A 12,501-nucleotide genomic window follows, 5' to 3' on the forward strand; every position below is an offset into this window, starting at 1 on the left:
CGACGAACACGGCGAGCGTCGCCACGCCCGCCGCGAGCGGCGCGAGCACGGCGGCGCCCGACCACGCCGTCTCCCGGCCCGCCTCGACGAGCGCCAGCATGACGAGCACGATCCCCACCGTGAAGCAGACGACGCCACGCCAGTCGATCACGGGCCGGCGCCGGGCGGGCATCGCGCCCCCGAGGGCCGTGGCGACGAGCGCCATCGCGACGGCGCCGAAGGGCAGGTTCATGTAGAAGACCGAGCGCCAGGAGAGGTGGTCGGTCAGGAGGCCGCCGAGCGGCGGCCCGACCATCGAGGCCACACCCCACACGCCCGAGAGATAGCCCTGGAGCCGCGCGCGGCGCTCGAGCCCGAAGATCTCGCCGATGATCGTGTAGCCGAGCGTCATCAGCGACCCCGCGCCGAGCCCCTGGACCATCCGGAACACGATGAGCTGGGCCATATCCTGCGCCGCGCCCGACAGCGCCGAGCCGACGAGAAACGTGGTCAGCCCCGCGAGGTAGACCGGGCGGCGCCCGTAGAGGTCGGAGAACCGGCCCCAGAGCGGCATCGTGACCGTCTGGGTCAGCAGGTAGCCGGAGAAGACCCAGGAGTAGTGCCGCAGGCCGCCCAGGCTCGCGACGATCGTCGGCATCGCGAGCGCGACGACGGTGGACTCGATCGCCGCCAGGAAGATGGTGAGCATGACCGCGACCAGCACGCGCCGCTTGGCCCGCTCGTCCATCAGTGACCGCCGGTGCAGCCGGCGCAGCGGCAGAGCCCGCGCAGGTCCGCCCAGGGGTAGAGGCTCGCGTGGCCGTCGGCCCACGTGACGGCGAGCCCGGCGTCGGTCTTCTTGATCTCCCGCGGCCACGCCGCCGCCGGCGCGAGCGTCTCGAGCGTGGCGCACGCACCGCACCCGCAGTCGCGCCGCAGCCGGTCGAAGGGATAGATCGAGCCGTGACCGTCGGCCCAGTCCACGCCGAGCGCGTAGCGGCCGACCAGGTGCACGTCCTTCGGCACGTTCGGGTCGGGCTGACCGAGGATCCGGAGCGCGACGGCCTTGTTCACGCGCCGCCGCCCTCCCGCGGCCGGAGCCGGCGCATTCCGGCGAGGAGGTAGTGGATCGCGAGGTTCTGATACTCGCCCCACGCGCTCGCGCGCCGCCGGATCCCGCGCTCGGAGAGCGCACGGCCGCGCCCGTAGTGGTGCGCGAACGCCTTCCGTACGGCGAGGTCGCCCGCCGGGCAGACGTCGCCGCGCCCGAGGCAGCGCGCGAGGAACCAGTCGGCGGTCCAGCGGCCGAGGCCGCGCTGACGCGTGAGCCGCTCGATCACCGCCTCGTTCGGCGCGGCGGCGAGCGCGCCGAGGTCGAGCCCGCCCCCGACGACGGCGCGCGCGAGGTCGCGGATGTACTCGGCCTTGCGGCCGGAGAACTTCAGCGCGCGCAGCCCGCGCACGCGCGTCCGCGAGAGCGCCGCGGCGCCGGGGAACGCCCACACGGTCTCGCCGCCCACGCGCACCGGCGTGCCGTAGCGGCGCACGAGCCGCGCGCGGCACGCGAACGCGAACGAGAGGTTCACCTGCTGGGCGGCGATCGAGCCGACGAGCATCTCGAGCGGCGAGGGCGCGAGCGTCGGCCGGAGCCCGTAGAGGGTCTCGACCAGCGGCGCGAGCGCCGCGTCCGCCTTGGCCATGCGGTAGAAGCCGGGCAGGTCGAACCCGAGGCCGAAGAGGCGCCGCACCTCCGCGGCGACGGCGGCGCCGACGGCGGCGTCGCGCACGCGCGGGATCCGCACCTCGAGGCGCGCGTCGTCCACGGCACCGCTCGGGCGCACCGCGTAGGGGACGAGCCGCGCGCCGAGGCGCAGCACACGGAGCAGCGCGCCGCCCGCCAGGCGGTTCGCCGGATCCTCTCCCCACAGGTGATAACGCGCGAGCGTCGCGCCGGCGTCGAGCGGGCCGTCCGGAGCGAGAACGATGGTCATCGGGTGGTCACGCGGCACCCAAGTGTACCAGAGTTGCCGCGCCCGCCGGCGTCGGCTAGGCTAGGCGGCCATGAGTCGCGTCGCCGCGCGCGTCACCGGAGCGTGAGCGTGGAGCTCACCTACCACGGCTGGTCGTGCTTCACGCTCCGGACGGCGGCCGGCCGCACGCTCGTCTTCGATCCGAACTGGACGAACCCGTTCGGCCCGCCCCTCGCGGGCCCGGAGGCGTTCGCCGGCGCCGACCTCTGCCTCGTGACCCACGGCCACTTCGACCATATCCAGGACGTGCCCGGGCTCATGCGGCGCACGCGGATGACGCTCGTCGCGTCGCCGGAGATCTGCCGCTTCCTCCGCGACACGCACGGCATCGCCGCCGACCGCGTGCGCGAGGTCGAGCTCGACCGCTCGCTCGAGTGGCACGGCCTCACCGTCACGACGTTCGAGTGGGACCACCGGATCGTGGACACGAAGAAGATGTTCGCGGCGCGCCCCGAGGCGAAGGAGATGATGTCGGGGCTCTACTTCTCGAACCCGTACGACGCGCGTCGCATGGGGTTCACGGTGACGCTGGAGGACGGGCGGCGGGTGACCAATTACTGCGAGGGGTTCAACGACCAGACCCGCCTCGACCGCGTGCGCGCGGTCGCCGCCCGCGACCGGCCCGACGTCGTGGTGGCGGGCGCCCAGCTCGATTACCCCGCGCGCGTGGCGGAGGCGGCGGCGATCCTCCACCCGCGCCGGCTCGTCCTCTTCCACCCGCACACCGACTACTTCGCGTTCGTCGGGCTCCCGTCGCTCCCGCCGTCCGAGTTCATCCGCGCCGTCCGCGCCGCCGCGCCCGGCGTGGAGGTCGAGGCGGTGGAGCCGGGGCGGCGCCTCCGCCTGTAGCCGGCGCGGCCGCTAGTGGCTCAGGTGATAGGGCACGTCGGTGACGATCACGTTCTTCCGGAAGAGCATCGCCCCTTTGATCAGGAGCGCCGTCTGGTTGTGGAGGCCGAGCTGCCACCACTTGGCCGGGATGAACTCGGGAAGCACGATCGTCACGACGTGGTTCTCGTCCTTCTGGAGGTTGTCGATGTACTCGAGCAGCGGCCCGAGCAGCGACCGGTAGGGTGACGTCAGCACGATCAGCGGCGCCCCCATCCCCCACTTGCCCCACTTCTCCTCGAGCCGGCGCGTCCGCTCCGGGTCGGTCTCGACGAAGACGGCCTTCGCGTTCGGCGAGAGCGACTGCGCGTACTGGATCGCCTTCACGACGCCGCGGTGGATGTCGCCGACCAGCACGAGCACCGTGTTCGTGATCGGCGGCGGGGGCTCGAAGCCCTCGAGCGAGAGCTGCCGCGCAACCTCGTCGTAGTGGCGGTGCACGATCACGAACGCGGCCACGAGCGTCGGGATCAGCAGCACGACGATCCACGCGCCGTGGGTGAACTTCGTCGCCGCGATCGTGAGCACGACGAGCCCGGTCACGACCGCGCCCAGACCGTTGAACCACCAGCGCCACCACCAGCCCTCCTCGCGGAGCCGGAGCCAGCGCCGCACCATGCTCGCCTGCGAGAGCGTGAACGACAGGAACACGCCGACCGCGTAGAGCGGGATCAGCGCGTGCGTGTCGCCGTTGAACGCCACGAGCAGCAGCGTCGCGACGCCCCCGAGGATCACGATGCCGTTGGAGAAGACGAGCCGGTCGCCCTGCGTCGCGAACTGCCGCGGGATGAACCGGTCGCGCGCGAGGAAGAAGCTGAGGCGCGGGAAGTCGGCGAACGAGGTGTTCGCCGCCAGCAAGAGGATGAGCATCGTCCCGGCCTGGATCACGTAGTAGAAGGGCCCGCCGCCGAAGACGTGGCGCGCGAGCTGCGAGACGACCGTCTCGTCGTGGCGCGGGATGATCCCGAAGTCGTAGCTGAGGAAGGTGATGCCGAGGAAGAGCACGATCAGGATGACGCCCAGCCATGTCAGCACGACGCGCGCGTTGTGCGCCTCCGGCGGCTTGAACGCGGGCACGCCGTCGGAGACGGCCTCGACGCCGGTGAGGGCCGTGCAGCCCGAGGCGAACGCCCGGAGGATCAGGAAGAGCCCCACGCCCTCGAGGCCCGGGGGGTGATCCTGGTACGGCCGCTCGGGGATGAAGTCGAAGAGCGCCCCGGCGGCGCCGTAGACGATGAGGGCGCCGAGGCTCCCGACGAACAGGTAGGTCGGCGCGGCAAAGAGCTTGCCCGACTCGCGCAGCCCGCGGAGGTTCGCGACCGAGACGACGACGACCGCGAGCACGCAGAGCGGCACGCGGTAGCGGAAGAGGAACGGCACCGCGGACGTGAGCGCGGCGACGCCCGCGGCGACCGACACCGCCACGGTCAGGACGTAGTCGATCAGCAGCGCCGCGCCCGCGACCAGCCCCGCGGTGGTCCCGAGGTTGTCCTTGCTGACGATGTAGGCGCCGCCGCCCTGCGGGTAGGCCCGGATCGTCTGGCGGTAGGAGCTGACGACGATCGCGATGAGGATCGCGATCGCGATCGCGATCGGCAGCGAGTAGCTCAGCGCGACCGTGCCCGCCAGGATGAGGACGAGCAGGATCTCCTCCGTGGCGTACGCCACCGACGAGAGCGCGTCGGAGGCGAAGACGGCGAGCGCGGTGGCCCTGCCGAGGCGCTCGTGCCGTTGCTGGGCAGTGGGGAGGGGCGAGCCGACGAAGAGGCGCTTCAGCCGGTGCAAACGCACGGGGCCAATGATACTGCGCGCCGCATGGCGGCGGCGCGCCTAAAAAGGCTGGGGCTGCCGGTGCAGGTCGGCGAGGGTTTCGAAGCGTCCATATTCGGGCAGGAACGAGACTTCGACCTTACCCGTGGGGCCGTTGCGTTGCTTGCCGATGTGAATCTCGGCCGTCTTCCTCGGTTCGTCCGACGGATCCCGGGAATAGAAGGATGGGCGATGGAGAAACAGAATGAGGTCGGCGTCCTGCTCCAGCGCTCCCGATTCGCGCAAATCGGACAAGCGGGGCGTGTTGTCTCCCCGAGCCTCGATCGCGCGCGAGAGCTGTGACAGCGCCACGAGCGGAACGTTGAGCTCCTTGGCGAGCGCCTTCAGGGATCTCGAGATTTCCGAGATCTCCTGCTGACGGCTGATTTCCGACGAGGACCCGCGGCCGCGCATCAGCTGGATGTAGTCGACGATGACCAGATCGAGCCCATGCTCGGCCTTCATTCGCCGCGCCTTCGCGCGAACTTCGAGGGCGGTCAGGCCCGGACTGTCATCGATGAAGATCCGCGTATCGCTCAGGCGACCCGCGGCGGACGTGAGCTTCCCCCAATCGGCGGCGGCGAGCCTCCCCGTGCGAACCGCCAGGGAGCTCACCCTGCCCTCCGACGAGAGGAGCCGCTGGACGAGCTGCGCCGCAGACATCTCGAGGCTCAGGATCAGGATCTTGCTTCCGTGACGGACGCCGGCGTTCAGGGCGATATGCAACGCGAAGGCGCTCTTGCCCATGCTGGGGCGACCGGCGATCAGAATCAGATCCGAGGGCTGCAGGCCGGCCGTCATCTCATCGAGCGGACGGATCCCGGTCGGGAGCCCCGTGATCTGCTCCTGCCGTTCGTAGAGCCGCTCGATGTACTTGAACGTGTCCTGGAGGATCGCCCCCACGGGCAGCGCGCTTCCTTGGAGGCGCCGCTCGGCGAGACTGAAGATTCTCCGCTCGGCGTCGTCCACCAGGACCTGGACGTCCTCCTTGGCCTCGAACGCCTGTGTGATGATCTGGGTCGAGGTCTGGATGAGCTCGCGCAGGACGGCCATGTCGCGCACGATGTGGGCGTACGAGATGAGGTGGGCCGCGATCGACGCCTGCTCGACGAGGAGGGCCAGCGCCGCCGGGCCGCCCACGAACTCGAGCTGGTCCGAGCGCCGGAGCTCCTCCTGCAGCGTGAGCACGTCGACGGGCTGGCCGCGCTCGAAGAGCCGCTGCATGGCCTCGTACATGGACCGGTGGGCCTCGGTGTAGAAGTCCGAGGGGCGGAGGACCTCGATGACGCGGGGGAGCGTCTCGCGCCCTTCCAGGAGCACGGCGCCCAGCACCGCACGCTCCGCGTCCAGGTTGTGGGGCGGGATCCGCGCCGGTACTTCGACGGGGCTCACGGGCGCGTCTCACCACACATCGACATCATGCGGCCCGATGTTGAGCGCGCCGCTTCGATCCGGTCAAGAAAAATCTGTCGGAAACGTCGGCCCGGTGCAGAAGCCGTGGACAGACGGTGGGCATCGCGTGAAGAGCCGGTGTATGAGAAACGGGGCGCTACTCGCGGACGACGCTGACCCGGAGCTGGGCGGTGACGTCGTGGTGGAGCCGCACGGCGACGGTGAACTCGCCCAGCGTCTTGATCGGCTCGTCGAGCACGATTCGCCGCCGCTCGACCTTGACGCCGTGCTTGTCCAGGAACTCCGCCACGTCCTGCGAGGTGACGGACCCGAAGAGCTTGCCCTCCTCGGACGCCTGACGGCGATCCTCGTACACGAGCGCGTCGATGCGCGCGCGCAGCGCCTCGGCGTCCGCCTGGATGCGGCTCGCCTTGGCGTCCTGCTGCGTCTTGATGTGCTCGAGGTTTTTCAGATTACCGGCCGTGGCGCTGAGCGCGAGCTTCTTCGGGATCAGGTAGTTGCGCGCGTACCCGTCGGAGACCTCGCGCACCTCCCCGCGGCGGCCGACCTTGGTGACGTCGTCGAGCAGGATGATTTTCATCGGGCCCGCTATTCCGTCGCGAGGTACGGCAGCAGTGCCACCGTGCGCGCGCGCTTGATCGCGTGCGTGAGCTGGCGCTGGTGCCGCGCGCAGCTGCCGGAGATGCGGCGCGGGATGATCTTGCCCCGCTCGCTGACGAGCGTCCGGAGGCGCCGGATGTCCTTGTAGTCCACCAGGTCCACCTTGTCGGCGCAGAACTTGCAAACTTTCCGCCGGCCGAACCGGCGGCGCTTCATTGGCTTCTGGGCTTGCGGAATGGCTCTCCCTCCCTAGAACGGAACGTCGTCGTCGCCGCCGCCCGCCTTCGGCTCCTCGCCGAACGCCGGCTCGGCGGCCGGTACCGCGGCGGGCGTCGCCGCCGCCTTGCCGCGCCCCATGAACTGGACCCGCTCGGCCACGACCTCGATCACGGTCCGCTTCTGGCCGTCCTTCCCTTCCCACTCGCGCGTCTGCAGCCGGCCCTCGACGAGGATCGGGCTGCCCTTGTCGAGGTACTCGCCGCAGCTCTCCGCCTGCTTGCCCCACACCACCACGGTGAGAAAGCACGTCTCCTCCCGCTTCTCGCCGCCTTGCGTGGTGTAGTTGCGGTTCACCGCCATCCGCACGTCGGCCACGGCGGTGCCGCTCGGGGTGTAACGCAACTCCGGGGGCCGGGTCAAGTTACCGATCAGGAAGACCTTGTTGAGGCTCGCCATCAACCGACCTCCTCGAGCACCGCTGGCGTTTTCGCCGGCCGAGCCTTCTTGCGGATCGGAACGCGCGTGCTGAGAAAGCGCAGGACGTTCTCGTTGAGCCGGAGCTGACGCTCGAATTCCTTCACCATGGAGGGCTCGGCGGAAACCTCGAGCACCGCGTACGTGCCTTCCCGCTGCTTCTTGATGTCGTACGCCAACCGGCGCTTTCCCCAGTTGTCCACCTTCTTGACCTCCGCGCCGAGCGTCTTGGCCTGCTCGCCGAGCTGCTCGAGCAGCGCGGCGACCTCCTCGTCGGTCGGACGCGGGTCGACGATGACCAGAATTTCGTAGGGCCGCAGTTCACTCACCTCCCGGGGACGGACTCAAGCGCCTCACCGTATCAAACATCGGGAGACCCTGCAACGTCAACGCCGCGAAACAGATACGGCCCGGGCCGTTTCCAGCCCGGGCCGCCGCCCGCGCATCGCGCGGGCTCCATCAGATCCTTATCGGCGGGGGCCGTCGAGGCCCCCTCCGACCTTAATACATGTCCCCGTGCGGCATCGCCGGCGCCGCGGCCGGCTTGTCCTCCGGGATGTCCGTGATGAGCGCCTCGGTCGTGAGCAGCAGCGAGGCGATCGACGCCGCGTTCTGCAGCGCCACGCGCTCGACCTTCGTCGGGTCGATGATCCCCGCCTGCACCATGTCGACGAACTCCATGCTGTCGGCGTCGAACCCCCGGGTGGCCACCGTCTCGTGCTTCACCTTCTCGACGATGACGCTGCCCTCGGCGCCCGCGTTCTCGACGATCTGGCGGATGGGCTCCTCGAGCGCCCGCCTGACGATCATCGCGCCCACCTTCTCGTCTCCCTCGAGCTTCTTGAGGCCGTCGACCGCCTTGGCGGCGCGGAGCAGCGCCACGCCGCCGCCCGGCACGATGCCTTCCTCGACCGCCGCCCGGGTCGCGTTGAGCGCGTCCTCCACGCGAGCCTTCTTCTCCTTCATCGCGGTCTCGGTCGCCGCGCCGACCTTGATGACCGCCACGCCGCCCGCCAGCTTCGCCAGCCGCTCCTGCAGCTTCTCGCGGTCGTAGTCGCTGGTCGTCTCCTCGATCTGGGCGCGGATCTGCTTGATGCGCCCCTCGATCGCGCTGGCCTTGCCCGCGCCCTCGACGAGCGTGGTGTTGTCCTTGTCCACGACCACCTTCTTGGCTTTCCCGAGATCGTCGAGCTTGATGTTCTCGAGCTTGATCCCGAGGTCCTCGGTGATCGCCTTGCCGCCGGTCAGGGTGGCGATGTCCTCGAGCATGGCCTTGCGCCGGTCGCCGAAGCCCGGGGCCTTCACCGCGCAGGTGTGCAGCGTCCCGCGAAGCTTGTTGACCACGAGCGTCGCCAGCGCCTCGCCCTCGATGTCCTCGGCGATGATGAGCAAGGGCTTGCCGGCCCGCGCGACCTGCTCGAGCAACGGCAGCATGTCCTTCATCACGCTGATCTTCTTCTCGTGGATGAGGATGAGCGCGTCCTCGAGCACGCACTCCATGCGCTCGGCGTCGGTGACGAAGTAGGGCGAGAGGTAGCCGCGGTCGAACTGCATGCCCTCGACCACGTCCAGGATCGTGTCGGCCGACTTCGACTCCTCGACCGTGATGACCCCGTCCTTGCCGACCTTCTCCATCGCCTCGGCGATCAGGTTGCCGATCGTCTTGTCGTTGTTCGAGGCGATCGTGGCGACCTGGGCGATCTCCTTCTTGTCCTTCGTCGACTTCGAGACCTTCTTCAGCTCCTCGACCACGGCCTCAACGGCGGCCTCGATGCCGCGCTTGAGCGCCATCGGGTTGGCGCCCGCGGTCACGTTGCGGAGCCCCTCCCGGAAGATGGCTTGGGCGAGGACCGTGGCGGTCGTCGTGCCGTCACCCGCGATGTCCGAGGTCTTCGAGGCGACCTCCTTCAGCATCTGGGCGCCCATGTCCTCGTACGGGTCCTTCAGCTCGATCTCCTTGGCGACGGTGACGCCGTCCTTGGTGATCGTCGGGCTGCCGAACTTCTTGTCGATGACGACGTTCCGGCCCTTCGGCCCCAGCGTGGCCTTCACGGCCTCCGCCATGATGTTGATGCCCCGGAGCAGCGCCGCCCGGGCCTCCTCTTCGAACTTCAGCTGCTTCGGCATGGATCGGGTTCCTCCTTACTCGAGAATGGCGAGGACGTCTTCCTCGCGCAGGATGAGGTACTCTTTGTCGTCGATCTTGACCTCCGCGCCGGAGTACTTCCCGAAGAGGATCTTGTCCCCCGTCTTCACGTCGAGGGGGATCTTCTTGCCTTCGTCGGTGATCTTGCCGTTGCCGACGGCGATCACCCTGGCCTCTTGCGGCTTTTCCTTGGCGGTGTCGGGAATGATGATCCCGCCCTTCTTGACCTCTTTCTCCTCAAGCCGCTCGACGAGGATGCGGTCGTGCAACGGACGAATCTTCATGGCTCCCCTGCCTCCTTGCGTGTGTGTTCAGCCTGAGCCTCCGGCCGTCTTCTCGATCGGCTGGGCCTACGAGGGCCGCGCTATCTACCTACTTACTCGCTCGTTAGCACTCTGTCAAGGCGAGTGCTAAGATTGCCCGCGGCGCCGGAACCGGGCCGTGCGAACGGAGGGAGGCGGCAATGGCAAAAAGTCTTTTAGTTTCAAACGTTTTACCCAAGGAGGCCCTGGACCTGGTCCCCAAGGGGACGACCGTGGACTACAACAGCGGCGACACGACGCTCCCCAAGGCCGAGTTCCTGGCCAGGCTCCGTGGCAAGGACGGCCTCATCTGCCACATCATCAGCACCATCGACGACGAGGTCCTCGCGGCGGCGCCCACCCTCAAGGTCGTCGCGAACGTCGCCGTCGGCTACAACAACATCGACGTCGCCGCCGCCAGGCGCCGCGGGGTGGTCGTCACGAACACCCCGGACGTCCTCACCGAGACCACCGCCGACTTCGCGTGGGCCCTCCTGATGGCGGCCGCCCGGCGCGTGGTCGAGGCCGACCAGTTCGCGCGCTCTGGTCAGTGGCAGCGCTGGCAGTGGGACCTCCTCTGGGGCGCCGACGTGCACGGCAAGACGCTCGGCATCCTGGGCTTCGGGCGGATCGGCCGCGCCGTCGCGCGCCGCGCCGCGGGCTTCAGCATGCGCGTCCTCTACCACGACGCGGTGCGCCCGGAGCCCGCCGTCGAGCGCGAGCTCCGCGCGACCTACGCGGAGCCCGACGCGATCCTGCGCGAGGCCGACTTCGTGAGCCTCCACACGCCGCTCCTGCCCGAGACGCGCCACCTCGTCAACGAACGCACGCTCCGGCTCATGAAGAAGACGGCGATCCTCGTCAACGCCGCACGCGGGCCGATCGTGGACGAAGCCGCGCTCGTGCGGGCGCTCAAGGAGGGCTGGATCGCGGGCGCCGGAATCGACGTCTTCGAGGAGGAGCCCAAGATCCACCCCGGGCTCCTGCCGCTTCCGAACGTCGTGCTGGCGCCGCACATCGCGAGCGCCTCGCGCGACACGCGCATCGCCATGGCGAGCCTCGCGGTGCGAAACTGCCTCGCGGTGCTGGACGGCAAGCCCCCGCTGACGCCCGTGCCCTGAGCGCGGCCGGGGGCTACACGCCGCGGCGGCCGGCGGCGGCGAGGCGCCGCTCGAGCCGGCCGAGCCGGTGCGCGAGCGCGCCGACGACGCGCGCGGGCGCGCCCGCGGAGCCCGCGAGGCCGAGCGCCTCCTCGACGATCGCGTGCGCGGCGCCGAGGTCGCGGCGCCGGTGCTCCTCGAACTTCGCGAGCTCCTCCCACGGCGCGGCGTCGAACGCGTCGTGCCGCGACGCCGCCTGCCACAGCTCGCACGCCGCGTCCCAGCGCGCCGCGCGCTTCTCCCAGCGCGCGAGGCGCAGGCGCACGCGCTGCCCGGCCGCGGGCCCGAGCCCCGCGGCGAGCGCCCCGCGGTAGCACGCGAGCGCGCGGGCGACGTCCACCGGCTCCCAGAGCCGGCCGAGCCCCGCGAGCTCCTCCGCCTGGAGGTGGTCGGCGGCGACGAGCGCCCGGCCGAGCCAGCCGAGCAGCGCCACGAGCGAGAGGACGTCGTCGCGGTTGTGGGCGAAGACCCGCGCGAGGGGCGCCGCGCGCCGGGAGCGCAGGAAGTCGAAGTAGAGCCCCGGGATCAGCGCGCCCGGCACGTCGTCCTCGCGCGCGAGGCCGAGCACCTCGCGCTCGAGCGTGGCGAGCCGGCAGTCGGCGAAGCGCGCGCTCCACACCCGCCGTGACGGGCGCAGGAGGTCGAGGTGCCCGAGCCCGCCGGGCCAGCGCCGCCGCGCGAGGATGAAGCGCGTCTCGAGCAACGGCAGGTCGAAGCCGGCGCCGTTGAACGTCACGACGCCGCTCGCCCGCTCGACGAGCGGCGCGAGCGCGGCGAGGAGTCCTGCTTCCTCGTCGAAGTCGCGCATGAAGTACTGCGCGAGCACGAGCCGGTCGTCCTCGAGCCAGCCCGCGCCGACGAGGAAGGCGTAGGTGCCCGTCCCGCCGGCGAGACCCGTCGTCTCGGTATCGAGGAAGAGGAGCCGTCGCGGGTCGCCCAGCGGCGCGTTGGCGCCCGCGACGGCGCCGAGCAGGTCGAGCGGCGCGTCGAAGGCTCCGCCGAGCGGCTCACGGCCGTGGCGGTGCGCGAGCGGGAACTCGCGGCGCACGACCACCACCTGGCCCGCGCCGGTGTCGTGGAGCTCGCCGCCGAGCACCTCGTGCGCGGGCGCGGCGGCGGCGCGCGGCGGCCGCGCGGTCTCGATGCGCCGGATGATGCGGCGGAGCTCGTCGAGGGACTGCGCCCGCACGGGGCCGCTCAGGCCGTGAGGGCGCGGAGGAGCGCCTGCGCGGTGGTCTTCGCCCGGCGGCCCACCTCGTTGACGGGCCCGACGCACGAGGGGCACCCGAACCGGCACCCGCAGGCGTCGAGCGTCTCGAGGCCGCGCCGGAGGAGGTCGGGCAGGATCTCGAAGAGCCGCTCGGCCAGGCCGATCCCGCCCGCGTGGGAGTCGTAGAGGTAGATCGTCGGGTTGAAGCGCTCGGCCGCGAGGAGCCGGCGCTTCGTGGACTCTCGCGTGGCGACGGCGCCGGGCTCGGCGG

Annotated in this window: 15 protein-coding genes; 2 read left to right on the forward strand and 13 right to left on the reverse strand. The window is 70.5% G+C overall.

The window, feature by feature from the left end; all coding sequences use genetic code 11:
- From VKG64_07240 to VKG64_07250, 3 genes are all read right to left on the reverse strand, one after another.
- The coding region (locus tag VKG64_07240; GenBank protein ID HKB24835.1) for an MFS transporter at positions 1-727 on the reverse strand (727 nt) is incomplete at its 3' end.
- Complete coding sequence (locus VKG64_07245; GenBank protein ID HKB24836.1) at positions 727-1,053, reverse strand: gamma-butyrobetaine hydroxylase-like domain-containing protein; 327 nt, start codon at positions 1,051-1,053, stop codon at positions 727-729. The genes VKG64_07240 and VKG64_07245, both read right to left, overlap by 1 nt.
- A complete protein-coding gene (locus VKG64_07250) occupies positions 1,050-1,970 on the reverse strand; it encodes a hypothetical protein (protein HKB24837.1) in 921 nt (306 codons plus the stop codon). Before VKG64_07250 ends, VKG64_07245 begins: the two co-directional genes overlap by 4 nt.
- Positions 1,971-2,072: 102 nt before the next feature.
- Here VKG64_07250 and VKG64_07255 point away from each other — a divergent pair, with 102 nt between their 5' ends.
- Entirely contained in the window at positions 2,073-2,858 is a 786-nt protein-coding gene (locus VKG64_07255) for an MBL fold metallo-hydrolase (GenBank protein ID HKB24838.1), read from the forward strand.
- A 12-nt stretch (positions 2,859-2,870) separates the two neighbouring features.
- Here VKG64_07255 and VKG64_07260 read toward each other — a convergent pair whose 3' ends face one another.
- From VKG64_07260 to groES, 8 genes are all read right to left on the reverse strand, one after another.
- Entirely contained in the window at positions 2,871-4,688 is a 1,818-nt protein-coding gene (locus VKG64_07260) for an APC family permease (GenBank protein ID HKB24839.1), read from the reverse strand.
- A 39-nt stretch (positions 4,689-4,727) separates the two neighbouring features.
- Positions 4,728-6,098: a replicative DNA helicase gene (dnaB, locus tag VKG64_07265; protein HKB24840.1), complete on the reverse strand. Its 1,371-nt coding sequence runs from the start codon at positions 6,096-6,098 to the stop codon at positions 4,728-4,730.
- A 157-nt stretch (positions 6,099-6,255) separates the two neighbouring features.
- Positions 6,256-6,699: a 50S ribosomal protein L9 gene (gene rplI / locus VKG64_07270; GenBank protein ID HKB24841.1), complete on the reverse strand. Its 444-nt coding sequence runs from the start codon at positions 6,697-6,699 to the stop codon at positions 6,256-6,258.
- A gap of 8 nt (positions 6,700-6,707) precedes the next feature.
- The gene (gene rpsR / locus VKG64_07275) at positions 6,708-6,935 is read right to left on the reverse strand and encodes a 30S ribosomal protein S18 (protein HKB24842.1); all 228 of its coding nucleotides are present in this window, start codon (positions 6,933-6,935) and stop codon (positions 6,708-6,710) included.
- A 33-nt stretch (positions 6,936-6,968) separates the two neighbouring features.
- The gene (locus VKG64_07280; protein HKB24843.1) at positions 6,969-7,394 is read right to left on the reverse strand and encodes a single-stranded DNA-binding protein; all 426 of its coding nucleotides are present in this window, start codon (positions 7,392-7,394) and stop codon (positions 6,969-6,971) included.
- The gene (rpsF, locus tag VKG64_07285; GenBank protein ID HKB24844.1) at positions 7,394-7,741 is read right to left on the reverse strand and encodes a 30S ribosomal protein S6; all 348 of its coding nucleotides are present in this window, start codon (positions 7,739-7,741) and stop codon (positions 7,394-7,396) included. The genes VKG64_07280 and rpsF overlap by 1 nt, the downstream gene beginning before the upstream one ends.
- 172 nt (positions 7,742-7,913) lie before the next feature.
- Positions 7,914-9,539: a chaperonin GroEL gene (groL, locus tag VKG64_07290; GenBank protein HKB24845.1), complete on the reverse strand. Its 1,626-nt coding sequence runs from the start codon at positions 9,537-9,539 to the stop codon at positions 7,914-7,916.
- Positions 9,540-9,554: 15 nt separating this feature from the next.
- Complete coding sequence (groES, locus tag VKG64_07295; protein HKB24846.1) at positions 9,555-9,842, reverse strand: co-chaperone GroES; 288 nt, start codon at positions 9,840-9,842, stop codon at positions 9,555-9,557.
- 179 nt (positions 9,843-10,021) lie between these two features.
- On the opposite strand from groES, the gene VKG64_07300 reads away from it, so the two are divergent.
- Positions 10,022-10,981, forward strand: a complete 960-nt coding sequence (locus tag VKG64_07300; protein ID HKB24847.1) for a D-glycerate dehydrogenase — start codon at positions 10,022-10,024, stop codon at positions 10,979-10,981.
- A gap of 13 nt (positions 10,982-10,994) precedes the next feature.
- Here the strand turns inward: VKG64_07300 and VKG64_07305 are convergent, their stop codons facing one another.
- Both VKG64_07305 and VKG64_07310 read right to left on the reverse strand, forming a co-directional pair.
- Positions 10,995-12,209 (reverse strand): ribonuclease H-like domain-containing protein, encoded by a 1,215-nt coding sequence (locus VKG64_07305; protein HKB24848.1) that lies wholly within the window; start codon positions 12,207-12,209, stop codon positions 10,995-10,997.
- 8 nt (positions 12,210-12,217) lie between these two features.
- Positions 12,218-12,501: DUF1998 domain-containing protein (locus VKG64_07310; protein ID HKB24849.1), on the reverse strand; the 284-nt coding region annotated here is incomplete at its 5' end.

The sequence above is a fragment of the Candidatus Methylomirabilota bacterium genome, assembly GCA_035260325.1.
Lineage (GTDB): Bacteria > Methylomirabilota > Methylomirabilia > Rokubacteriales > CSP1-6 > AR19.

Excerpts from the sequence above, each read along its gene's own strand:
- VKG64_07250 (HKB24837.1), bottom strand. The coding sequence starts at position 1,970 with ATGACCATCGTTCTCGCTCCGGACGGCCCGCTCGACGCCGGCGCGACG.
- rplI (HKB24841.1), bottom strand. The coding sequence starts at position 6,699 with ATGAAAATCATCCTGCTCGACGACGTCACCAAGGTCGGCCGCCGCGGG.
- rpsR (HKB24842.1), bottom strand. The coding sequence starts at position 6,935 with ATGAAGCGCCGCCGGTTCGGCCGGCGGAAAGTTTGCAAGTTCTGCGCC.
- VKG64_07280 (HKB24843.1), bottom strand. The coding sequence starts at position 7,394 with ATGGCGAGCCTCAACAAGGTCTTCCTGATCGGTAACTTGACCCGGCCC.
- groL (HKB24845.1), bottom strand. The coding sequence starts at position 9,539 with ATGCCGAAGCAGCTGAAGTTCGAAGAGGAGGCCCGGGCGGCGCTGCTC.
- groES (HKB24846.1), bottom strand. The coding sequence starts at position 9,842 with ATGAAGATTCGTCCGTTGCACGACCGCATCCTCGTCGAGCGGCTTGAG.
- VKG64_07300 (HKB24847.1), top strand. The coding sequence starts at position 10,022 with ATGGCAAAAAGTCTTTTAGTTTCAAACGTTTTACCCAAGGAGGCCCTG.